Origin of the sequence: Rhodoferax saidenbachensis, from assembly GCF_031457975.1 — a bacterium.
Classification (GTDB): domain Bacteria; phylum Pseudomonadota; class Gammaproteobacteria; order Burkholderiales; family Burkholderiaceae_C; genus Allorhodoferax; species Allorhodoferax saidenbachensis_A.
This window is the reverse complement of sequence record NZ_JAVDXO010000001.1, coordinates 1-21921: the sequence shown is the minus strand read 5'-3', so window position 1 is coordinate 21921 and position 21921 is coordinate 1. Positions and strand designations below refer to the sequence as shown.

Sequence of the window (21921 nt, the reverse complement as noted above, 5' to 3'; positions counted from 1 at the left end):
CTGCGCGGTCAGTGCCGGATCTGCCGGCGCAGCAGCTCCACCTGCTCGGCTATCGCATCCACATCGACCACATCTTCGGCGTGCACCAGGTAGCACTCCAGATCGGCCAGCGCCTCTTCCTGGTGGCCCAGTTGGGCGTGGGCCATGCCGCGATCGCGGTACTCAGACCACGACTCGGGCAATAGCACCACCAGGCGCTCCTGCACCGCCAGCAAGCGCTGCCAGTCTTCCTGCGACTTGTAGATTTCCTTGAGGTTGCGCAGCATGCGGGCCACGATTTCGCGTGGCGTAGCGGCCTGCAGGTACAGGCCCAGCGGCGCCTCAAAGTCGTCCACCAAGCCGCTGCGTCGGCGATACGGCTCCAGCATCTCGGAGAGCTCTTCACGGCTCAGCGACTTGCCACTCAGCGGGTCGATGACCGCCTGGCCCATGGGCAGGCTGACCTTCACCATGAAGTGCCCAGGAAAGCTCACACCATTGGTTGACAGGCCCAGCCCCTGCGCCAGCTCCATCCACACCACGGCCAGCGATATGGGAATGCCGCGGCGTGTACGCAGCATCACGCTGGCAAAGCTGTTGTCGGGGTCGTAGAAGTTGTTGACGTTGCCGCCAAACCCCATGTCCTGGTAGAAAAAATGGTTGAGGATGCGCAGGCGCTGCAAAGCGGAGGCGTCGGGCGCCAGGCGCCGGCGCACGCGGGCCAGCAACTGGTCCACTTCGCCCAGCACGGTTTGCACATCGGTCTCAGGGTATTCGTCCTGCGCCAGGCTTACCGCAGCCTCAAACAGCGCGAAGTTGCCGTCGCTGTGCACCAGCGCGGAGAAGTAATCCAATGGCGTAGGTACCGACAAATCCAGTTGCATGGTTGCCCTCCGTTGCTCCCTATCGGCGCAAAAACTGCCGCACGTTCAGCCCCGCCGCCCACACGGCCCCCAGGTAGACCCCCATGGCGCCCAGCAGCAGCATCGCCAGCCAGCCCATGCGCAGCCAAGTATGGCTGCGCAGCGCTACCCAGTCCACCAGCCCCGCAGCCCACAACAGGTAAATCACCAGCAGTGCGGCACCGGCCAGTACCTGCAGCATAAACCGGCCCCAGCCTGGCTCGGGACGGTAGCTCTTGCTTCGCAGCAGCCCGATCAGCAACCACCCGGCGTTCACCATGGCGCCCAGGCTGATGGAGAGGGACAGACCGGCTTGTTTGAACACGGGCACCAGCACTAGGTTCAACAGCTGGGTGATGATGAGCACGACCACGGCAATGCGCACCGGGGTCTTGATGTCCTGCCGGGCGTAATAGCCGGGCGCCAGCACCTTGATGGCCACAATCCCCACCAGCCCGGCACCCCAGCCCATCAGGGCATTGGTCGTCTGCTGCACATCCAGCTCGGAGAACGCGCCATAGTGGTACAACACCGCCACGATGGGCTTGGCAAAGGTCAAGAGGCCCAGCGAACATGGCACGGCCAGCAACACCACGATGCGCAGGCCCCAGTCCAGCAGCGATGAATACTGGTCCGCATCACCGGCAGCCTTGGCCCCGGACAGCTGCGGCATGAGCACCACACCCAGGGCCACGCCCAGCATGGCGGTGGGAAATTCCATGAGCCGGTCGGCATAGGTGAGCCAGCTCACGCTGCCCGTGGGCAGGTGCGAGGCGATCTGGGTGTTGATCACCAACGAAATTTGCGCCACGCCCACGCCCAGCAAGGCCGGCAGCATCAGGCTGCCGATGCGGCGGGTTTCCGGGTCGGCTGCCGCCAGGCGCACGGCCTGCCAGGTCAGCCCGATGCGCGGCAGCATGCCCAAGGACTTGAGTGCCGGAATTTGCACCGCCAGCTGCAGCACCCCGCCCAGCATCACGCCCATGGCCATGGCATAAATTGGCGGCCAGCCTTGGGTTTGCAACCAGGGCGCCAGCAGCCAGGCAGCAGCGATCATGGCCACATTGAGTAGCACGGGCGTGGCAGCCGACACAGCAAAGCGCTTCCAGGTGTTGAGCACGCCCGAGGCCATGGCCACCAGGGACATGAAGCCAATGTAGGGGAACATGAAGCGCGTCATCACCACGGTAGCGTGGTAGCCCTCGGGGTCCTTTTGCAGGCCGCTGGCCATGCCCCAGACCAGCAGTGGCGCCAGAATGACCCCGGCGGTGCACAGCAGCACCAACGCCCATGCCAGCAAGGTGGCGACCCGGTCCACCAGCAGATGTGTGGCTTCGTCGCCCTGCTGGGCTTTGGTGGTCGCCAGCACGGGGACAAAGGCCTGGCTGAATGCACCCTCCCCGAGGATGCGGCGGAAAAGATTGGGAATGCGGAAGGCCACGTTGAAGGCGTCCGTCATGGCGCTGGCGCCAAACATGGCGGCTACCAGCAACTCGCGCACCAATCCGGTAATGCGGGAGGCCAGTGTCCACAATGACACGGTAGATACAGATTTGATCAAGCTCACGGGGGGAGTGTACCCACCCAAGCCGCTACGAAAACCGCCGCCCGGGGACTGGTTTGGCTGGGAAAGGCCTTGCTGGTACAATCGTGGGCTTTGCTGACAACATCCTCAGACACAAGGAATATTTACTATGGCATCTGGAAAACCCAAGAAAAAGAACCCGCGCCTGGCGTCGGGCCGTAAACGCGTCCGCCAGGACGTCAAAATCAACGCAGCGAACACGTCCCTGCGTTCCAAATACCGCACTGCGGTGAAGAACGTGGAAAAAGCAGTCGTGGCTGGTGACAAGACCAAAGCCGCTGAACTGTTTGCCAAGATGCAAGCTGTTGTCGACACCGTCGCCGACAAGGGCATCTTCCACAAAAACAAAGCAGCCCGCGACAAGAGCCGTTTGGCTACCAAGGTGAAAGCCTTGGCCCTCGCAGCCTAACTCGTTAGGCAATCGCACGAATCCTGCTGGTCAGGATTCGCCGTTTGTAGTGGGTGCGCTGTCAGCAAAGCAGAAAAGCCGTTCAATAGAACGGCTTTTTTGTTTCTGGGTGTTGTTCGCTCAGCGAGCGGGAATTTCGGGGCGGGTTTCGCTGACCTGCAGCTCGTTGTCACGCGCAAAGTTCAGGCAAAAGTCCCAGGCCATCACGTCGTAGTCGCGCAGATCGCGGTGCACGATGACGCACTTGGTCTGCCCAAACGAGGTGGGCACGCACCACGGGGAATAGCCCAGATGGCTGCCCGGCTGCGGGCCACCGGGGCGGAACTGGCTCATCACCCCGGCCAGTCGCTCTGCCCAGTCGCTGGGGCGAAACGTCTTGCCTTGCAAGGTCAATCCCAGGATGTAGAGTTCTTTGGAAGGAGTGGAAGCCATCGGGTACAGGGTTATGGCGGCAGAGTGCGCACGGTGTCTATAGACGGTGCTGCGCCGCACAAGAATTCTACCCGCTCTCCTGTCATGAAGATGACATCCGGGTTACCAAACTGCGCATCACTGTGATGTGCATTTGTCACCAAATCGCCTGTGGACCTGCGCCTAAAATCAGGCTTCAACGGCCCAACCTGCCTTTGTTCATGTTGGGCCGCCTTGTTTTGTAGCCAACCCCGGAGTTATCGCATGACCGCCGCCACGCCAGCCACCACGCCGTCCTCACCCCACGTGATGAACACCTATGGCCGACTGCCCATCGCCCTGAGCCATGGCCAAGGCTGCCGCGTGTGGGACACGAATGGCCGCGAGTACCTGGATGCGCTGGGCGGCATCGCCGTCAACACCCTGGGGCACAACCACCCCCAGTTGGTGCCCGCGCTGCAAGACCAGTTGACCAAACTGATCCACACCTCCAACTACTACCACGTGCCGCTACAGGAAGAACTGGCCAAGCTGCTGGTCGAGCGCTCGGGCATGACCAACGTGTTCTTCTGCTCCACCGGGCTGGAGGCCAACGAGGCCGCGCTGAAGCTGGCGCGTAAGTTTGGCCACGACAAGGGCATTGAACGTCCCGAGATCGTGGTTTACGAAAAAGCCTTCCACGGCCGCAGCATTGCCACCCTGAGCGCCACGGCTAACCCCAAGGTACAAGCCGGTTTTGGCCCCCTGGTGGAAGGATTCATCCGCGTGGGTATCAACAACATCGAGCAACTGAAGGCGGCCACAGAAGGCAACCCCAATGTGGTGGCCGTGTTCTTTGAAGCCATCCAGGGCGAAGGCGGCATCAATTCCATGCACATGGACTACCTGCGTGAGGTGCGCGCGCTGTGCGATCAGCGCGACTGGCTGCTGATGATTGACGAAGTGCAATGCGGCATGGGTCGCACCGGCAAGTGGTTTGCCCACCAGTGGGCCGGCATCAAGCCCGACGTCATGCCTTTGGCCAAGGGCCTGGGCTCTGGCGTACCTGTGGGTGCGGTGGTGGTGGGCCCTAAGGCCGCCGCCATCTTCCAACCGGGCAACCATGGCTCCACCTTTGGCGGCAACCCGCTGTCCATGCGCGCCGGGGTGGAAACCATCCGCATCATGGAAGCGCAAGGCCTGCTGGCCAATGCCGAGAAGGTGGGCGAACACCTGAAGGCCGCGCTGAAGACCGCGCTGGCTGCCGACATTGCCAACGGCGGCGTCAAAGAAATTCGCGGCCAGGGCCTGATGCTGGGCATCGATCTGGCCAAACCCTGCGGTGCCTTGACCCAACGTGCGGTGGATGCGGGCCTGCTGATCAGCGTGACGGCCGACACCGTGGTGCGCCTGGTGCCCCCGCTGATCTTGACCACGGCCGAGGCCGACCAGATCGTGGCCATTCTGGCACCGCTGATTTCTGCGCTGCTGAAGGAGTCCGCATGAACCCCGTAGTCCCCAGCACCCTGCCGCAGGGCGCGCCGCCCGTGCGGCACTACCTGCAGTTTGCCGATTTCAAGACCGAGGAATACCACTACCTGCTGGCCCGCGCCGCGCTGATCAAGAAGAAGTTCAAGAACTTCGAGAAGCACCACTCGCTGGTGGACCGCACGCTAGCGATGATCTTTGAGAAGGCATCCACGCGCACCCGCGTGAGCTTTGAAGCCGGTATGTACCAGCTGGGCGGCAGCGTGGTGCACTTGACGACGGGCGACAGCCAGCTGGGCCGCTCCGAGCCGATCGAAGACAGCGCCAAGGTCATCAGCCGCATGACCGACATCGTGATGATCCGCACCTACGAGCAGGCCAAGCTGGAAAGCTTTGCCGCCAACTCACGCGTGCCCGTCATCAACGGCCTAACCAATGAATTTCACCCCTGCCAGATCCTGGCGGACATCTTCACCTACATCGAACACCGCGGCCCCATTGAAGGCAAGACCGTGGCCTGGGTGGGCGACGGCAACAACATGGCCAACACCTGGCTGCAGGCGGCGGCGCTACTGGGCTTTCACCTGCGCGTGAGCACCCCCAGCGGCTATGAAGTGAATGAAAAAACGGCCGCTGCCCCCCGTCAAATGGGCGCAGGCAGCTACAAAACCTATAGCAATCCGATGGAGGCCTGCGCCGGTGCCGACCTGGTCACCACCGATGTGTGGACCAGCATGGGCTTTGAAGCCGAGAACGAGGTGCGCCGCAAGGCCTTTGCCGCCTGGTGCGTGGACCGCAAGATGATGGCGGTGGCCGCGCCCAACGCCCTCTTCATGCACTGCCTGCCCGCGCACCGCGGCGAAGAGGTGGAGGCCGAAGTGATCGACGGCCCGCAAAGCGTGGTCTGGGACGAAGCCGAGAACCGCATGCACGTGCAAAAAGCCCTCATGGAATACCTGCTGCTGGGTCAGCAGGCCTGAGCACACGGCAGGCCCACATGGGCCTTGCCACATAACGATTATTGAGGAGCTATCACTATGGCAGGCGTTTTTGGCAAAGATCCCAATATGCAAAAGGCCGGCGGCCGCAAAGAGCTGGACCGGGTCATGGGCGAGCGCGAGCGCGCAAAGAAGGAAGCCGCCGCCAGGTTCCTGCAAAAGAATCCGGCCACAACCGCCCCAAAAACGGCTCTCACGCCGAAAAAATGACCCTTGCAGCGCTGCTACGGCCAATTTAATCGCCGTTTGTATGCAGTCGCACGGACGCATCTCTTCGAACGCGGCATTCTGAAGGTCCATTGCACGCAAAGGCTGTTTATTCAGCTCTTGGCGTGTGGTTTCAACCTTTCCTTCGAAAGAGAGTATTTATGCCTACATCTACAGGTTCTACATCCTCCTTTGGCCTGCTGCGTCCCGCAATGGCCGCTGCCGCGCTCCTGGCTTGCTCCTTGGCTGCGCAAGCTGCTGATCCACTTGCCCCCGCCGTGGTGGCCCCTGCCACTAACGCCGTGGCCGGCGCCAAAACGATCGCCAGTGGCAAGGTGGCTGCTGACGGCCAAGCCAACGTGGCTACAGATGCCAATGTCGATGGCAACGCCAATGCCAACGCAGCAGCCGACGCAAAAAATGACATGAGCGCCAGCAACAGCGAAAAACCCGTCACTGACAGCTGGATCACCACGAAGGTGAAGTCCGAAATCGTGGCCAACAGCGCCACCAAGGGCCTGAAAGTCCAGGTGACCACCAAGGGTGGCGTCGTGGCACTGAAAGGCAAGCTGCCTACCCAAGAAGCCGTGGACACGGTCAAGTCGCTCGCCGTGAATGTCAAGGGTGTTCAAAGCGTAGACACCTCTGCCCTCGTGGTTGTCGGCGGCTAACGCAGGCCACGGACGCAATTTCGTTCAATACAAAAACCCACTGCGCCTGAACACTCCGAACCTTGACCAACAAGGACGGAGGGCGCAATGCCTGCAGTGTGGATATCGATGGCCCTGTTTGCCCTGGCCGGGGCGATTTCACCGGGGCCGGTGAATGTGATTGCGTCCAGCCAGGGCGCACGCCATGGCTTCTGGCGCGCCCTGCCCCATGTGGCTGGCGCCAGCCTGAGTTACTGCGCCGTGGTCCTGCTCATGGGCGGTGGCATGCAGTGGCTGCTGCAAACCTGGCCCGCATTGACTACGGTCACGCAGTACGCTGGCGCGTTGTACCTGCTGTACTTGGCGTTCAAAATTGCGCGGGCACCCGTGCAAGCCCTGAACACCTCGGCCCCCCCAACCCAACACACGCACTGGGCACACAACGCTCTACATGGCGCGCTCACCCAAGGTCTCAACCCCAAGGCCTGGCTGGTGGCGCTGTCGGGCGTGAGCCTGTTTGTACCCACGGGTGCAGATGCTGGCCTACGGCTCTGGTCGTTCTGCGCCATCTCAGGATTCGTCTGTTTCGGCTCCGTAGCCTGCTGGGCCGCGCTGGGCACGCTGATCCGCCAGTGGCTGCAGCCCGCCAGCCACCAGCGTCTGTTCAACCGCGTGATGGCCGGGCTGCTGGTGCTCACGGTGCTGGACATGGTGGACCTGCTCTGAGCATTTGGATTTACCATTCCGGCATGCCTGCCAGCCCCCACGCCTTCACGCGCCATGCCAGCCTGCCGCACCTGGAACTGCGCACCACCACGCAGGCCAGCGACAGCTACCAGACGCATACGCACGCCGAGTACTCACTGGGCTGTATTGATGCGGGCGAGGCGGTCTACAGCCATGGCACCCACGCGATCCCGCTGCGCGCGGGCATGACAGTGATGATGGAACCCGGCCTGGCCCATGCCTGCAACCCCAGCCCGCTGCAGCCCTGGTCGTACCGCATGCTGTACGTGGACGCGCAATGGGTGCACCAGAGCTTTCTGCCGTTTGACGCGCTCGCCGTGCCCCGGCAGTTGGCGCTGGCGCGCCACCACAGCGACGATGCCACCCTCTTCCAGACGCTGACCGAACTGCTGGACAGCCTGATTGGCACGCCCGATCCATTGCAGGTGGATGAACAATTGCTCCTTTTTCTAGAGCAGTATGTGCTTATTCCACGGGGGCTAGAGCCAGAAAGTTCTTCAAACCACCAGGGGCTGGCCCGCGTGCGCGACCTCCTGCATGCGCGCGTGGAGCAGCCACTGGCACTGGCCGAACTGGCACGCGCCAGCGGGCTCGACGGCTTCGCGTTGATCCGCAAGTTCAAGCAGGCCTATGGCCAGACACCACACGCCTACCAGATCGACCTGCGGCTCAACCTGGCCAAGCAACTGCTCAAACAGGGGGCGACCCTGGCCGACGTGGCCCACCAACTGGGCTTTTCCGACCAGGCGCACTTTCAACGCCAGTTCAAACAACGCCACGCCACCACGCCCAAAAACTACCAGGGCGACCTTCGCGCCGCTCCGTCCCATGGCTGAATCGGTCTGTACGAGTTGCGGCGCTTGCTGTGCCTGTTTTCGGGTGGAGTTTTCGGTCTACGAGATGGACTTCGCAGGTGGCACCGTGCCCACCGAACTGGCCGACGAGGTCAACGGCAACACCTGGCGCATGCAGGGCACCGGCACCGTGCCCATCCGCTGCGCGGCACTGACCGGCACGGTGGGTGAACAGGTGGGCTGCCACATCTACCCCCTGCGGCCAGCCCCCTGCCACGCACTGGTGGAAGGCAGCGATGGCTGCAAGCGGGCACGTGCCAAGCTGGGACTGCCCGCGCTTGAAGCGCTTTAGCGCATCAGATCTTCAATCGCGTCCACCACCATGTTGGTGCCCACGGCGATCAACAAGATGTCGCTCGCCACGCGCACATACTTGTAACCTGCGGGCGGCAGGCCGATCTTCACGATGACCTGGTTGGGCACGGGGTAAAACACCACATCGCGCGGCAGCGGCTGGCCCCGGGCCCACTTCTTGGCCTGGCCCGGGGGCATGCAGCCATTGTTCTTTTTGGCGAGACCGGGCGGGCAAAAGCCCTTGGCCTTTTGCCCGCCGTAATAGTCCTGCGCGGCGCGGCGCTGGTCGTCACCAAAATAGCCACCCACGCGAATTTCTACCGAGGTGCCCTGCTCTTGCCGATGCTCTTCTTCACCGTGTTTGTTCTTGCCCTTGCCGGCCCAATCAGGCTTGCCTGCTTGGGCCGCTGACGCCAGAACGACGCCCGCCAGCAACAGCGTGGTAGCGCGAGCCAAAGAGGTGAGGGATTGAAAGGGACGGTGCATAAGGGCTCCTTGTAATTCGGGACGGAAGCCCGATTGTGCACGTGTTGGAAATAACCGACACCACGCCCCAAAACGCGGTGTTACCTTTGCACCGCTTCACGAATTTGAGGACTGAAATGAGCACTTTTCCCACCACCCTCCAGCACTGCCAGGCGCTGGACACCGTTGATGCGCTGCACCCACTGCGCGATCTGTTCGACATCCCCGCAGGGGTGATTTACCTGGACGGCAACTCCCTGGGCGTGATGCCCAAAACCGCCGCCGCACGCGCGGCCGAAGTTGTCACCCAGGAATGGGGCCAGGGCCTGATCCGCTCTTGGAACACGGCCGGTTGGTTCAGCCTGCCGCAGCGTCTGGGCAACCGCATTGCCCCGCTGATTGGCGCCGGTGCCGACGAAGTGGTCGCCACCGACACCACCTCCATCAACCTGTTCAAGGTGCTGTCCGCCGCGCTGTCCATCGCCGCACAGGACGCGCCCCAGCGCAAGCTGATCGTGAGTGAGCGCAGCAACTTCCCCACCGACCTGTACATCGCCGAAGGCCTGTGCAAGGAGCGCGGCTACACACTCAAGCTGGTGGAGCCTGAAGAGATTGCCGCCGCGCTCACCGCCGATGTCGCCGTGCTGATGCTCACCCACGTGAACTACCGCACCGGCGCCATGCACGACATGACGGCTGTGACCGCTGCCGCCCATGCGGCCGGGGCACTCATGGTGTGGGACCTGGCGCACAGCGCGGGCGCCGTACCCGTCACGCTCAAGGCGTCCAACGCCGACTTCTCCATTGGCTGTGGCTACAAATACCTGAACGGCGGCCCTGGTGCGCCAGCCTTTGTGTGGGTACACCCCAAGCATGCAGACCGCTTCTGGCAGCCGCTGTCCGGCTGGTGGGGCCACGCAGCACCCTTCGCCTTCACCCCCGACTACCAGCCCGCCCCCGGCATCACGCGCTACCTCTGCGGTACCCAGCCCATCGTCAGCATGTCGCTCTTGGGCTGCGGTCTGGAAGGCTTTGAGGCGGCCGACAAGCTGGGTGGCATGGCGGCGCTGCGCACCAAGTCGCTGGCGCTGACGGACCTGTTTATCCAGCTGGTGGAAGAACGCTGCCAGGGCTACGGCCTGGGCCTGGCCACCCCGCGTGCCCACGCCCAGCGCGGCTCGCAGGTGTGCCTGACGCGTGAACATGCCGTAGGCGGCTCCGGCGCCTTTGCCATCGTGCAGGCGCTGATTGCGCGCGGCGTGATTGGCGACTACCGCGCGGGTGACGGCGGCATTCACAAAGACATCCTGCGCTTTGGCTTCACACCGCTATACATCGGCTTTGAAGACGTGTGGAATGCGGTGGAGCACCTGCGCCAGGTGTTGGAGACTGGCGAGTGGCAGAAGCCCGAGTTCAACCAGAAACACGCGGTGACCTGAGATGAGCGAACCCACCTCTGGCTGCCCCATGCACGGGGCGACACCCAGCTCGGCACCGTCCGCCGGCGAGTCCATCGTGGCCGAAGAAAAGGCCCAGCTCGACTTCAGCCAAAGCATGAGCTATGGCGACTACCTGCAGATCGACAGCATCCTGTCGGCGCAAAAACCGCTGTCTCCCGCGCACGACGAGCTGCTCTTCATCATCCAGCACCAGACCAGCGAGCTGTGGATGAAGCTCATGCTGCACGAGCTGACCGCGGCCATTGCGCACATTGCGCAAGACGACCTGCCGCCCGCCTTCAAAATGCTGGCGCGCGTCTCCAAAATCATGGAGCAGCTGGTGCACGCCTGGGACGTGCTGGCCACCATGACGCCGCCCGAGTACAGCGCCATGCGGCCCTACCTGGGCGCCAGCAGCGGCTTCCAGAGTTTTCAGTACCGCTGCATCGAGTTCTCATTGGGCAACAAGAACGCCGCCATGCTCAAACCCCACGCCCATGCACCCGAGCGCCTGGCGCTGGTGCAGGCTGCGTATGAAGCGCCCTCGCTGTACGACGAGGCCTTGAAGCTCATGGCGCGCCGCGGCATTGCCGTACCCGCCAGCCACCTGCAGCGCGACTGGACCCAGCCCTATGTGGCCGACGCGGGTGTAGAAGCCGCCTGGCTGCAGGTCTACCGCGCACCGCGCGAGCACTGGGACCTCTACCAACTGGCCGAAGAGTTGACCGACCTGGAGGACGCCTTCCGCCTCTGGCGCTTCCGCCATGTGACCACGGTGGAGCGCGTGATCGGCTTCAAGCGCGGCACCGGTGGCACCGGCGGCGTGAGCTACCTGCGCAAGATGCTGGACGTGGTGCTGTTCCCCGAGATCTGGTCGCTGCGCACGGCGTTGTAGGATTTTTAAGGCCAAATTGGCCTCTAGCCACCGTGGAATATGCGCAGGCAGCTATTGAATTAATAGCAATTACGATGCCCTATCGCGGTACAGAATGAACTGCGCGTGGCGGCTGCGGATGCGCCAGCCTTCGGAGCCGCGCTCCATCACATCAACAAACTCGCCAACCTGGCTGATCGCATCGGCCTGGCGGCCCTGCGGGGTGGACGGGCTGCTGTGTCGGCCAGTCCATAGCAGCACTTTGCTGCGGGCTTGCGCCGTGCCGGTCTGCAGGTCCACGGTCACCTGCTGGTTGCACACTAGGTGATGGGTCAGGCGGTCGGAGTCACGGCTGGCATAGGCGTGGGCGATGGCCGCCCGCCCCTGCAGCACGCGGCCGTCCGGCCGTACCAGCGTGCCATCGGGCGCAAACAATGCGGCAAAGCCTTGCGCGTCCCCACCGTCCACGGCATCTGCACCTTGCAACACCAGGGCGCGGCACGCCGCCTCGGCGGCCAAAGTCTCCAACGTGCTCATGCCGCCATATCCGCAAGCCAGCGGGCCAAGCTGGCAGCCACGGCATGCGGCCGCTCCATGGGCGCCATATGGCCTGCTTGGCTAATCACATCCAGCACCGCCCGTGGTGCCAGCACCTGCATCTCCGCATGCTGCGCCGGCGGCGACCAGCTGTCTTGCGCGCCACACTGCAGCAGCGTGGGCACCGTCAGCGCACGCAGCACGTCCGACGCATCAGGCCGCGCCAGCAGGGCCTCAATCTGCGCGGCAAACACTTCAGTGCTCTTGCGCGCAAACATGGCTACCACGGCTTCCATCAGCGCTGCGTCCTGCAGCCGGTCCGGGTGCACCATGCCCTGCACCCAGGTCTGGGCCATGGCGCGCACGCCCTGGGTGCGCGCCACCTCCAGCAGGGCTTGGCGTTTGGCGGCCTCCTGGCTACCGGCTTCGCCCGTCGCGCACGGCAGGTAGCCCGTGTCTAGCAGCGCCACCTGCGTCACGCGCTGCGGCGCCTGGCGCAGCAACTCCATGGCCACACGCCCCCCCATGGAATGGCCGGCCAGCGCGAAGCGATCAGCCGGTGCCTGCTGCAGCACCCGCGCTGCCATGGCACTCAGACTGTTGGCCATGCCGTAGTCGGCTACCCACGGCGTAGCGCCTGCGGGTAGGTGTGAGTAGAGCGGCTCCCACACCCCGGCATCACACATCAGGCCGGGCAGCAACACCAGGGTTTGCACGCCCATGCTTATTTGCCCGCCTTGGCCGGGTCTTTCACGGCGGTGAAGGTCTGCACCTCGGTGTTCCACAACTGGCCGCCCACTTTCTCGACTTTGCGCACATAGATGTTGTGCACCACGTCGCGTGTTTGCGGGTCGATGCTGACCGGGCCGCGCGGGCTCTCAAAGCTCTGGCCTTTCATGGCCTGCAGCAGCGCATCGCCCGTGCCACCCTGCGTGGCCTTGGCCGCCTCGTAGATCACGCGCATGCCGTCATAAGCGCCCACCGCCATGAAGTTGGGGCGCAAGCCGCTGTTGGCCTTGCCAAAAGCTTCGACAAACCGTTTGTTGAGCGCCGAGTTGTGCGCGGCCGAGTAGTGGTGCGCCGTCACCACGCCCAGCGCTACGTCACCCATGCCGTCCAGAATGTCATCGTCCGTCACGCTGCCCTCGGCAATCACGCGGATGCCGGCCTTGTCCATGCCGCGCTCGGCAAACTGCTTCATCAGTGCCGTGCCCACACCGGCCGGCACAAAGGTAAACAGCGCATCGGGCTTGGCGTCACGCACCTTCTGCAAAAACGGCGCGAAGTCCGGGCTGCGCAGCGGCACCCGCAGCGATTCGATCACCACCCCGCCCTGCGCCACAAAGCGCTGGTTGAACCAGGTCTCGGAGTCCACGCCCGGCGCGTAGTCGGTCACCAGCGTCACCACCTTGCGGATGTCGTTCTTGATGGCCCAGTCCGCCAAGATGGTCACCACCTGCGGCACCGTGAAGCTGCTGCGCACGATGTAGGGCGAGGCCTCGGTAATGCTGGAGGTAGCCGCCGCCATCACCACCATGGGCGTTTTGGACTGGGTGGCAATCGTGGCGCTGGCCATGGCCAGCGGTGTGAGGCCAAAACCGGCCAGCACATTCACCTTGTCGTTCACCACCAGCTCCTGCGCCAGGCGCTTGCTCACATCGGCCACGCCGGTGTCGTCTTTCACAATCAGCTGCACTTTTTTGCCGCCCACGGTGTCGCCGTTCTGGGCGATGTAGAGGCGCGCCGCACTCTCCAGCTGCTTGCCGGTGGAGGCAAACGGCCCGGTCAGTGGCAGCAGCAGGCCAATCTTGAAGGTGGCGTCTTGCGCCCAGGCCAGCCCTAAGCTGGCAGCCAGCGCGGTGACCGCGGCGGTGCGAATGAAATTGCGTTTTTGCACAAGGTTGTCTCCGGTTTTTTAGTGTCCGGCGCCAGTGTGCAATTGCAGGCCCGCAGCGTCCAATGCAAAGACCTGTTGACCTATGCAATCTGCTTATGCCTAGATACCAGCCCCAAGTGCCGCACCCACCTGTCGCAAGATGCCCTGCCACTGTGCCGCCGCCGGTGTTGGCAGGTAGCCAGTGCGCCACATGGCGCCAATCTGCCGCTGCGCGTGCTGCACTGGCAAAGGCAGCTCCACCAGCAGGCCGGCCGCAATTTCGCGGGCTACCTGGCGGGGCGACATCAAGGCCAGGCGGTCGCTGTCTTGCAGCATGGCCTGCATCATCAGCGCGCTGTTGGCCCGCACCTGCCCGGCCGGTGCGGGCAGGCCCGCAGCCTGCAGCATCTGTGCAAATGCCTTTTCGGCCGGGGTGTTGGGCATGGGCATGACCCACTGTGCCGTGCGCAGGGCGGCCCAACCCAAGCGGCGGCGCTGCGCCAGCGGGTGGCCTGCGCGCGCCACCACCGCCAGGCGGTCTTCAAACAGCACCTCCTGGCTCAGGTCGGCAGCGGGCGGAGCACTGCGCAGCGCACCCACGATGCAGTCCAGCTCCGCATGGCGCAGCTGCGCCACCAGCGCATCAAAGGTGCCGTCAATCAGCACCAACTGCACATGGGGTTGCTGCGCCAGCAGTTGCTCCACCGCCGGGGCCAGCAGCATGGTGGTGGAAAACGGCAGCGTGCCAATTACAAGCCGCCCCTGCAGGGCCGCACCGGGCTCCGGCCATTCGTCCACCGCCTGACGCAGCTCGGCCTGGGCCAGGCGGCTGGCCAGCAGCAGGCCCTCGCCCGCTTCGTCCAGCCGCAAGCCACCGCGCGAACGGATGAACAGCGGCGCCGCCGCCATGTGCTCCAGCTGCTGCAAGCTCTGGTGCACTGCGGGCTGGCTCACGCCCAGCTGCTGGGCGGCGCGGCCTTCGCTGCCGGTGTCCACCAGCGCCTGCAGCACCTGCAGGTGGCGTGCGGCCACACCCAGCGCCAGCGGGCTTCCGGTCCACACCGTGCCTGCACTGCGCGTGCGGTGCCGGTCCGCATCGGCCAGCAACTGCAAGGCCCGCGCGGCCCGCAGCGCCAGCTGGCGACCACGCGTGGTGGGCTGCATGCCGCGCCCCACGCGCTCAAACAGCGGGCTGGCGAGTTGAGATTCGAACTGCTGCACCGCGCGGACGACGGAGGACTGCGCCACATGCAGCAGCGTGGCCGCCCGCTGGCTGCTGCCCGCCTGCGCCACGGCCGCCAGGGCGCGCAGCAAGCGCAAATGCGGCAGCAGCTCCATGCGGTTTAGCGCCAGTTCAGCAAGGGAAACAGCACGTCATCCATCACCGCGCCATTGGGCAGGCGGTCCGCCAGGCCGGGGAACGGAGGCGAGGTGCGCCAGCTGCGTACCGCGTGGCGCGCATCGTCGCCCAGGTAGCGGGCGGAGAAGACGCGCCGCCGCGTGCCCGGCCCCACGCCGTTGCTGGCGTGCAGGGTCAGCATGTGGAAGGCCACGGCATCGCCCGGCTCCAAAGCCCAGCCCAGTTGTTCAAACTGCTCGGGGTGCGCGTCGATCTGCGGCAGCTCGGCCAGGGCGCCTTCGGGGAACCATTTGGCTTGCTGGTCGCGGAAGGTGCGCGGCATGTACCAGGTGCCGGCGTGTGAGCCGGCCACAAAGCGCAGCGTGCTCTCCAGCGGCACCGGGTCCACGGGTATCCAGAAGCTCACGTTTTGCCGGCCGGCCACGTTGTAGTAGGGCTGGTCCTGGTGCCAGGGCGTGGGTTGGCGCGTGCCGGGCTCTTTCACCAGCAGGTGGTCATGGTAGATGCGCACCGTGTCGCTCTGCATCAGTTGCGCGGCCACGCTGGGCAAGGCACTGTGCTGCATCACGTCGGCATAGTTGGCGTTGTGTTGCCAGGTGCAAAAGTCTTCGACAAACTTGCCCGGGTCATCGGCCTGGCTGGCCACCAGCGCCAGTGGGCTCAGGTGGGCCAGGTTATGCTCGATACCTCGCGCCAGCGTGGCCACTTCAGCGGATGTGAGCACACCGCGCAACACCACGGCGCCTTGATGCGCGTAGTCCTGCACGGTGGCAGGCGGCAGGGTGTAGGCGCCACGCATGCTCGGCATTCAGGTGCGATGGTCTGCCGCCTGGCGGATCGCACCCAGCAGCAGGTCCAAGTCTTCTTCCCGGGTGCGGTGATTCACAAAGGCGACCCGAATGGCCATCTTGCCGTCCACGCGCGTGGTGGAAGGCACCGCTACACCAGACTCCTGCACGTCGGCCACCACATCGGCGTTGAACGCGTCCAGGTCCGGCACATCAGCCAACACGCGGAAGCACACCACGTTCAGCGTCACCGGCGCCAGCAGCTCCAGCGATGCATCCGCCCGCACCCGCTGGGCCAGCTGCTGTGCCAGCGCACAGTTGCCGGCCACCACCTGGCCCAGCTTGTCGGTGCCATAGGTCTTGAGCGTCATCCACACCTTGAGCGCGCGAAAGCCGCGCGACAGGTCGGGGCCGAAATCCGTAGGCCAGGGGTGGTTGCCCGCCAGGCCACGCGCACTGCGCTGCAGGTAGGCCGGCTGCGTGGCAAAGGTGGACGCATGCAGCGCCGCGTCGCGCACCAGAATGCAACCCGCGTCGTACGGCACCTGGGCCCATTTGTGAAAATCAAACGCTACCGAATCCGCTTCGCTGAGCCCCGCGACCAGATGCCGCTGCGCGGGCGACAGCATGGCCAGCGCGCCAAAGGCGGCATCCACATGGAACCACAGGCCCTGCGCCCGCGTGAGTGCAGAAATGGCCACCAGGTCATCCACCGCGCCCGTGTCCACCGTGCCCGCGCTGCCAATGACCATGAACGGCTGCAGGCCCGCCGCGCGGTCCCGCGCGATGGTGGCTTGCAGCACGTCCATGTCCATGCGGTGCTGCGCGTCCAGCCCAATCAGGCGCAGCGCCTGGCTGCCCAGGCCCGCCATGTCCATGGCGCGTGCCACGCAGTTGTGTGCCTCGACAGAGGTGTACGCCACCAGCGGCTGGCCCTGCAGGCCCTCCTGGCGCACGGCCGTGCCCAGCGCCCGCGTACGCGCCACCAGCACCGCAATCAGGTTGGCCATGGAGGTACCGGTGACCAGCACGCCGCTGGCATCCTGCGGAAAACCCAGCATCTGCGCGGCCCAGCGGATCACCTGGCGCTCCACCTCGATGGGCGCGTGGTCGCGGCCGCCCAGGTTGGGGTTGGTTGCGGCGGTCAGCAGCTCGGCCAGCATGCCCACGGGGTTGCCCCCGCCCTGCACCCAGCCCACAAAGCGTGGGTGGATGTTGCCGCTGCCATAGGGCTGCACCAGGGTTTGAAAGTCCTGGTACACAGCGCCCAGATCGCCGGGCGCCGTGGGTACATCGCCGCTGCGCAGTGCTTGCCGTTTGTCTGCGGGCATGGGCTGCCACACCGGGGCTTCGCGCAGTCCGGCCAGCATGTCCACCATGTCGTCGAGCATGCGGTGGCCCATTTGGCGCACCGCGTTCCAATCGGTAGGGTCCAGGCTGTCTGCCGCCGCCTGGAAAGGCGTGGTCGCGGGCTGTGCCATCGCGTCAGGCCACAGCCGCCGTGAACGCGATCTCCAGCAGGTAGTCAGGGCTGGCCATTTCGGCGCTCACGCAAACACGCGCCGGTGCGCAGCCCGCGGGCAGCCAGGCCTGCCACGCGGCGTTGAATGCCGCGCGGTCTGCCATGTGCTTGAGGTAAATCGTGGCGATCAGCAAGCGGCCCGAGTGGCTGCCCGCAAGTGCCAGCGTGCGCTCGGCTTGGGCAAACACGGCCTGGGCTTGGGTGGTGATGTCGGTGCCGCTTTCGGGCACTTCCACAAAGTACACGGTGCCGTTGTGCACCACGGCATCGGACCAGGAGGGTTGGGGGGCAATGCGCTGGATGTCTGGAGCTGTCATGCCGTGAATTTTAGGTTCTGCATGCTGGGCACGTACTCGACGGAAATCCACTGCGCAATCACCTCGGGCGTCATGCTCTCGGGGTGGCCCGCTTCCTCGCTGACGCGCGCCACTTCCTCGGCCCCGGTCAGGGTGCCCACAAACATCTGCAGCACTGCCTGCAAGCCGCCCTGCGCCAGCGCGGTGTCGCCCAATGCCTTGAGCGCCTCCCAGGCTTGGGCTTCAGAGGCTTCACGCGTGGAAACGTAGGGAGTAGACATAGTTAAATGCTTGATGAATTTGCGATTGCGCAAGTCTAAACGGGGTGGACTGACCGGCGCGCACGAAGCCGAAGCATTGGTAGAGACCGGCCAAGTCCAGTTCATGGTGGTGATACCCAGCGACTTTTCGCACCGGCTGGTGCGGGGCGCCATCTTTGGACTGGTACAGGGCTAGCCGATGCGGTCCATGTCATGGATCTCCCGCTCATAGGCGGCGGGGCCCACCAGGACAATGGTTTGCCGACCACCGTCATAGTCCGCCTGCGCAAACTGGCGGTCTGGCAAATGCCCGTGAACAGAGGGGAACAAGGCAAAGACTCGATCCCCCGCCTGCAATGCCGCCACCACGTCTGCCACGGGTGCGATGACTTCAGGCCCAGCCCACACGTTCTTGACCGTGTTCACGCTGCCCCAGCGCACGTCTGTCACGCGCCCATCTTCATCCAGCGCCACCTGCGATACGGCATATGTCTTCTTCACACGGGCACGCGGGGTGTATGCCCGCACCTCTCTTGGCGGTGGATCCTGGGCCAAGGTGGCCAGGTTTTGGATGTTTGCGACGCCGTTGGGGGTTATTCCGGCGCGCTTGACCAAGTCAATCGTCTGGCTACCGTCCCATCGCTCAATGACTTCAAATGCGCATTCCGGCAAATGGGCATGGGGCGGGAGAAAGATGGCGGCAACGTGCGCTCCGCCATGGATGGCTTCCACCACCTCGGCAACCGGCACGACCACAGGCGGCCCCACGTCCCCGTTTGATGCCGGGTTGATCTCGCTCCACAAAACATGCGTCACCGAGCCAGCCGAACTCAGGCGAACCTTAGAGACAGAAAAGTACCGTTTCTCTTCGCCGTCAAGGGGGCGAGCCCGTGCGCCTTGGTATGTCATGGCGCAACTTTGCGGTTTGGATTGAACCCGGTCTGTTCGACACCCCACACAGTTGCCGCACACGGCCAGCAAGCTGCACCGCATGGCGATGCTGGCAGCTCAGGTGCAGAGTTTGCAAACAGCCGCTGCTGTGTGAGCCCAGCCCCTAGAGCCAGCCGTTGTCGACAAACTCCATGACGGAGTAGCTACGGTTTTCCAGCGCGTGCGCCCGCACCGCCGCAACAATGCGGCCAACGCCGTCTGCGTAGGCCGAGTCACCGTAGACCCGTGTTTCGAACTGCAGGCTGCACTCGCCGTCCTGGATGAGGATGCGGTGGTACGCGTGGCGGGCCAGGTGCGCTTCTGGAATCTGCAGTTCATCCCGCTGCACCGCTACCTGCCGCACCGAATGGATATCGCTGTCCTCCAACCCCAGCGAATGTGCCATGTTGACGGCCGTGCCAGGCACCGAGGTCTTGGTGGCCTGGTGCGACTCGGTGAGCTGGATGTGGTGGTTCTGAAAGAGATGCCCGCTCTTGGCCAGCATGCCCATGAACTTGAGCATCAGGATGTTGGTATTGGGACACACCACCACCGGAAAACTGTGCTGCGCAGACTCCAGCGCTGACCCCGTGGACAGTTCGATCAGGGGCGACTGCGTATCCGCGCAGTAGGTGGTGACGACGCTGAGCTCCCGGCCGGAACCCGCGTGGATGACCACGGACTTGTCTGCACCATGGGCTCGGTCTTCCCACGGAATGACTTGGTCCCCGCTGTCTACTTGGAGGGAACGGAGCAGTTCGGTGGCCAGCTTGCCAGTTCCGACGACGATGATTTGCATGTGATGGTTCAGTGGGGTTGGCACCGCGCTAGCCCTGCCGCCTGGCAGGCTCACGTTGGTGCAGAAATTTGGTGAGCAGGTCGCGCGGCGGCGTGACGGCAATGCCCTTGAGCACCTGGCCCACATTGCCACGGTGGTAGGCGCCATGGGTAAGCACATGGAACAGCATTTCCTCGCGCGTCATGCGGCCCGCGTCGCCATCGGTGAACTGAAAGGCCAGGCTTTCAGCCAGCGTGCTAGCGTCCAGCCCCGCCAGGTAGGACTCAAACCACAGGTCCGTCTCGGCCGCAGCAAAGTGCAGCTCGCCCAGCGCAGGCGTCTCCACCGTGTTGCTTTGGGTGTAGCCGTGCGGTTCGCCCAACAGGTGGGCGCGGAAGATGCGGTCCACCACGTAGATGTGGTTCAGCGTGCGAATGGCAGTGTGCAGCGGCTCGGCATGCTGGGCCGGGTTCACCGTGGCCATGCAGTCATACAGCTCGGCATTGGCCCAGGTTTTTTGGGCAAACAGGGTTTTCAGCATCGCTAGGGACATGGCGGGCTCCGGAGTGAGTTGGGCTGTTGGGCGTCTGCCTATTATCGAATGGCGCCAGCCCCCGCCAAAACCCTTTTTTGGACAAGGTTTACATCATGCAACTATATTTGTTGCATGAAACAAAACAGCCAGCTCTCTGACGTCCTCCACGTGCTGCTGCACATGGCCGAGGGCGACGGCCCCGCCACCTCCGAGGCACTGGCCGCCGCCATGCAGACCAACCCCGTGGTGCTGCGCCGCCTCATGGGCGGCCTGCGCGATGCCGGGTTTGTGGTGTCGGCCAAGGGCCATGGCGGCGGCTGGGTGCTGTCGTGCGACATGGACCGCATCACCTTGGGTGACGTGTACCAGGCGCTGGGCGCACCGCCGCTGGTGTCGCTGGGCTTTAGGGAAGACCGGCCCACCTGCCTGGTGGCCCAGGCGGTGAACGACGCCCTGGCCGGCGCCGCGCAAGAAGCCCAGGCCCTGCTGCTCAAACGCTTTGGCGCCGTCACTCTGACCACGCTGTCCGCCGACTTTCACCGCCGCATGGCGCAGCACCACGCTGCGGGCCATGCAGGCCACCACCATCTGCAGGAACACACCGCATGAAGCACATCGACTTTGCCGTCATCGGCGGCAGCTACGCCGGCTTGTCTGCCGCCCTGCAACTGGCCCGCGCGCGCCGCCAAGTGCTGGTGGTGGACGCTGGCCAGCGCCGCAACCGCTTTGTGGACGCAGCAGGCGAAACATCGCACGGCTTTTTGACGCAAGACGGCCGCGCCCCGGCCGAGATAGCCGCCGACGCCCGCGAGCAACTCATGAACTACCCCAATGTGGAATGGATGCACGGCACCGCGGACGATGCCCGCGTGGCCAGCGACGGGCGGCTGGAGTTCCGCGTGGGCAGCGAGGCCATCAGCGCCCACCGCCTCATCCTGGCCACCGGCGTGCGCGACGAGCTGCCGCCTGTGCAAGGCCTGACCGAGCGCTGGGGCCGCAGCATCTTCCACTGCCCGTATTGCCATGGCTACGAGATGAATGCAGGCCCCCTCGGCATCATTGCCGCATCGCCCTTGGCGCTGCACCACGCGCTGATGTTGCCGGACTGGGGCAGCCCCACGCTATTTTTGAACGGCGCCTACACGCCCAGTGACGACGACCTGGCCGCCATCGCCCGCCGCGGCACGCAGATCGAGGCAACGCCGGTTGCGCGCATAGAAGGCCATGCCGACGTGGTGCTGCAAGACGGCCGCACTGTGAGCTTGAACGGCCTGTTCACCCAGCCACGCACGCTGCTGGCCAGCCCCGTGGCCGAACAACTGGGCTGCGCACTGGAAGACGGCCCGATGGGCAGGTTCATCCAAGTGGACGAAGGCAAGGCGACCAGCGTGCCCAATGTGTTTGCGTGTGGGGATGCTGCGCGGGCGGCGGGGAATGTGACGTTGGCTGTGGCGGATGGGGCGATGGCGGGGTTTGGGGCGCATCGGGCTTCGATGGTTTGAGCTGCTTGCTTGGTCGCTGGGCATACTGTGTCGCAACCGGCAACCCATCGAAATGTAGGCCCCTAATAGCCGCTAGTCCATTAGGAATATGCGCGAGCAGCTTCTGTTTTCATGGCAAATTGAGTAGGAGACATTCAGAACGCATATCTACAAGGCGGCTATGGGCCGAGGCTGTGTGGAAACGCTCATCCGTTTCCATCCAGCGGCAGCTTGGCGGCAACCCAGTAGGTTTGTTTGACGAATACCGTGTTGACGG

General features: G+C 64.3%; 28 protein-coding genes. 13 read left to right on the top strand and 15 right to left on the bottom strand.

Annotation, left to right across the window (positions count from 1 at the left end; all coding sequences use genetic code 11):
- Positions 1 to 8: 8 nt before the first annotated feature.
- Entirely contained in the window at positions 9 to 863 is an 855-nt protein-coding gene (locus J2X15_RS00140; protein WP_310338176.1) for a SirB1 family protein, read from the bottom strand.
- A 19-nt stretch (positions 864 to 882) separates the two neighbouring features.
- Positions 883 to 2448, bottom strand: coding sequence for a murein biosynthesis integral membrane protein MurJ (gene murJ, locus J2X15_RS00135; protein WP_310338173.1), 1566 nt, complete (start codon positions 2446 to 2448; stop codon positions 883 to 885).
- Positions 2449 to 2575: 127 nt separating this feature from the next.
- Here murJ and rpsT point away from each other — a divergent pair, with 127 nt between their 5' ends.
- On the top strand, positions 2576 to 2875 hold the full coding sequence (rpsT, locus tag J2X15_RS00130) for a 30S ribosomal protein S20 (protein ID WP_305644320.1): 300 nt from the start codon (positions 2576 to 2578) through the stop codon (positions 2873 to 2875).
- Positions 2876 to 2995: 120 nt separating this feature from the next.
- Here the strand turns inward: rpsT and J2X15_RS00125 are convergent, their stop codons facing one another.
- On the bottom strand, positions 2996 to 3307 hold the full coding sequence (locus tag J2X15_RS00125) for a DUF3579 domain-containing protein (protein ID WP_310338169.1): 312 nt from the start codon (positions 3305 to 3307) through the stop codon (positions 2996 to 2998).
- Positions 3308 to 3550: 243 nt separating this feature from the next.
- Between J2X15_RS00125 and J2X15_RS00120 the strand changes: the two genes are divergently transcribed.
- From J2X15_RS00120 to J2X15_RS00090, 7 genes are all read left to right on the top strand, one after another.
- Positions 3551 to 4771: an aspartate aminotransferase family protein gene (locus tag J2X15_RS00120; RefSeq protein ID WP_310338167.1), complete on the top strand. Its 1221-nt coding sequence runs from the start codon at positions 3551 to 3553 to the stop codon at positions 4769 to 4771.
- Entirely contained in the window at positions 4768 to 5733 is a 966-nt protein-coding gene (argF, locus tag J2X15_RS00115; RefSeq protein ID WP_310338165.1) for an ornithine carbamoyltransferase, read from the top strand. The genes J2X15_RS00120 and argF overlap by 4 nt, the downstream gene beginning before the upstream one ends.
- An 87-nt stretch (positions 5734 to 5820) precedes the next feature.
- Positions 5821 to 5961 (top strand): hypothetical protein, encoded by a 141-nt coding sequence (locus J2X15_RS00110; RefSeq protein WP_310338164.1) that lies wholly within the window; start codon positions 5821 to 5823, stop codon positions 5959 to 5961.
- Positions 5962 to 6119: 158 nt separating this feature from the next.
- A complete protein-coding gene (locus J2X15_RS00105) occupies positions 6120 to 6629 on the top strand; it encodes a BON domain-containing protein (RefSeq protein ID WP_310338162.1) in 510 nt (169 codons plus the stop codon).
- Between the two features lie 87 nt (positions 6630 to 6716).
- Positions 6717 to 7334, top strand: a complete 618-nt coding sequence (locus J2X15_RS00100) for a LysE family translocator (RefSeq protein WP_310338160.1) — start codon at positions 6717 to 6719, stop codon at positions 7332 to 7334.
- A gap of 23 nt (positions 7335 to 7357) precedes the next feature.
- Positions 7358 to 8191, top strand: coding sequence for a helix-turn-helix transcriptional regulator (locus J2X15_RS00095; RefSeq protein ID WP_310338158.1), 834 nt, complete (start codon positions 7358 to 7360; stop codon positions 8189 to 8191).
- Positions 8184 to 8501 (top strand): YkgJ family cysteine cluster protein, encoded by a 318-nt coding sequence (locus tag J2X15_RS00090; protein WP_310338157.1) that lies wholly within the window; start codon positions 8184 to 8186, stop codon positions 8499 to 8501. Before J2X15_RS00095 ends, J2X15_RS00090 begins: the two co-directional genes overlap by 8 nt.
- On the opposite strand, the gene J2X15_RS00085 is transcribed toward J2X15_RS00090, so the two are convergent.
- Positions 8498 to 8989, bottom strand: coding sequence for a hypothetical protein (locus J2X15_RS00085; RefSeq protein ID WP_310338154.1), 492 nt, complete (start codon positions 8987 to 8989; stop codon positions 8498 to 8500). The genes J2X15_RS00090 and J2X15_RS00085 overlap by 4 nt on opposite strands.
- A gap of 116 nt (positions 8990 to 9105) precedes the next feature.
- Here J2X15_RS00085 and kynU point away from each other — a divergent pair, with 116 nt between their 5' ends.
- Together kynU and kynA are read left to right on the top strand one after the other, a co-directional pair.
- Positions 9106 to 10407 carry a kynureninase gene (gene kynU / locus J2X15_RS00080; protein ID WP_310338152.1) on the top strand — a complete coding sequence of 434 codons (1302 nt, stop codon included), beginning with the start codon at positions 9106 to 9108 and terminating at the stop codon, positions 10405 to 10407.
- Between the two features lie 28 nt (positions 10408 to 10435).
- Entirely contained in the window at positions 10436 to 11302 is an 867-nt protein-coding gene (gene kynA, locus J2X15_RS00075) for a tryptophan 2,3-dioxygenase (RefSeq protein WP_310339665.1), read from the top strand.
- A gap of 69 nt (positions 11303 to 11371) precedes the next feature.
- Here the strand turns inward: kynA and J2X15_RS00070 are convergent, their stop codons facing one another.
- The 8 genes from J2X15_RS00070 to J2X15_RS00035 all read right to left on the bottom strand — a co-directional run bounded on the left by J2X15_RS00070 (position 11372) and on the right by J2X15_RS00035 (position 17941).
- Positions 11372 to 11818 carry a nuclear transport factor 2 family protein gene (locus J2X15_RS00070; RefSeq protein WP_310338150.1) on the bottom strand — a complete coding sequence of 149 codons (447 nt, stop codon included), beginning with the start codon at positions 11816 to 11818 and terminating at the stop codon, positions 11372 to 11374.
- Entirely contained in the window at positions 11815 to 12540 is a 726-nt protein-coding gene (locus J2X15_RS00065) for an alpha/beta fold hydrolase (protein WP_310338147.1), read from the bottom strand. Before J2X15_RS00065 ends, J2X15_RS00070 begins: the two co-directional genes overlap by 4 nt.
- A 2-nt stretch (positions 12541 to 12542) precedes the next feature.
- Positions 12543 to 13715, bottom strand: coding sequence for an ABC transporter substrate-binding protein (locus J2X15_RS00060; protein WP_310338144.1), 1173 nt, complete (start codon positions 13713 to 13715; stop codon positions 12543 to 12545).
- 99 nt (positions 13716 to 13814) lie between these two features.
- Positions 13815 to 15032: a LysR family transcriptional regulator gene (locus J2X15_RS00055; RefSeq protein WP_310338142.1), complete on the bottom strand. Its 1218-nt coding sequence runs from the start codon at positions 15030 to 15032 to the stop codon at positions 13815 to 13817.
- A 5-nt stretch (positions 15033 to 15037) separates the two neighbouring features.
- Positions 15038 to 15862, bottom strand: coding sequence for a phytanoyl-CoA dioxygenase family protein (locus J2X15_RS00050; protein WP_409034226.1), 825 nt, complete (start codon positions 15860 to 15862; stop codon positions 15038 to 15040).
- Positions 15863 to 17323 carry a pyridoxal phosphate-dependent decarboxylase family protein gene (locus J2X15_RS00045; protein WP_310338138.1) on the bottom strand — a complete coding sequence of 487 codons (1461 nt, stop codon included), beginning with the start codon at positions 17321 to 17323 and terminating at the stop codon, positions 15863 to 15865.
- A 4-nt stretch (positions 17324 to 17327) separates the two neighbouring features.
- Entirely contained in the window at positions 17328 to 17681 is a 354-nt protein-coding gene (locus J2X15_RS00040; RefSeq protein ID WP_310338137.1) for a RidA family protein, read from the bottom strand.
- The gene (locus J2X15_RS00035) at positions 17678 to 17941 is read right to left on the bottom strand and encodes a hypothetical protein (protein ID WP_310338135.1); all 264 of its coding nucleotides are present in this window, start codon (positions 17939 to 17941) and stop codon (positions 17678 to 17680) included. The genes J2X15_RS00040 and J2X15_RS00035 overlap by 4 nt, the downstream gene beginning before the upstream one ends.
- 13 nt (positions 17942 to 17954) lie before the next feature.
- On the opposite strand from J2X15_RS00035, the gene J2X15_RS00030 reads away from it, so the two are divergent.
- Positions 17955 to 18116: a hypothetical protein gene (locus J2X15_RS00030; RefSeq protein ID WP_310338132.1), complete on the top strand. Its 162-nt coding sequence runs from the start codon at positions 17955 to 17957 to the stop codon at positions 18114 to 18116.
- On the opposite strand, the gene J2X15_RS00025 is transcribed toward J2X15_RS00030, so the two are convergent.
- The 3 genes from J2X15_RS00025 to J2X15_RS00015 all read right to left on the bottom strand — a co-directional run bounded on the left by J2X15_RS00025 (position 18113) and on the right by J2X15_RS00015 (position 20181).
- Complete coding sequence (locus J2X15_RS00025; RefSeq protein ID WP_310338130.1) at positions 18113 to 18829, bottom strand: hypothetical protein; 717 nt, start codon at positions 18827 to 18829, stop codon at positions 18113 to 18115. The two genes, J2X15_RS00030 and J2X15_RS00025, sit on opposite strands and share 4 nt — an antisense overlap.
- Positions 18830 to 18974: 145 nt before the next feature.
- Positions 18975 to 19649 (bottom strand): dihydrodipicolinate reductase C-terminal domain-containing protein, encoded by a 675-nt coding sequence (locus J2X15_RS00020; protein WP_310338127.1) that lies wholly within the window; start codon positions 19647 to 19649, stop codon positions 18975 to 18977.
- Positions 19650 to 19677: 28 nt separating this feature from the next.
- A complete protein-coding gene (locus J2X15_RS00015; protein WP_310338124.1) occupies positions 19678 to 20181 on the bottom strand; it encodes a DinB family protein in 504 nt (167 codons plus the stop codon).
- Between the two features lie 114 nt (positions 20182 to 20295).
- Between J2X15_RS00015 and J2X15_RS00010 the strand changes: the two genes are divergently transcribed.
- Positions 20296 to 20772 carry an Rrf2 family transcriptional regulator gene (locus J2X15_RS00010; protein ID WP_310338121.1) on the top strand — a complete coding sequence of 159 codons (477 nt, stop codon included), beginning with the start codon at positions 20296 to 20298 and terminating at the stop codon, positions 20770 to 20772.
- A complete protein-coding gene (locus tag J2X15_RS00005) occupies positions 20769 to 21665 on the top strand; it encodes an NAD(P)/FAD-dependent oxidoreductase (protein WP_310338120.1) in 897 nt (298 codons plus the stop codon). Before J2X15_RS00010 ends, J2X15_RS00005 begins: the two co-directional genes overlap by 4 nt.
- The last annotated feature ends 256 nt before the right edge of the window (positions 21666 to 21921 follow it).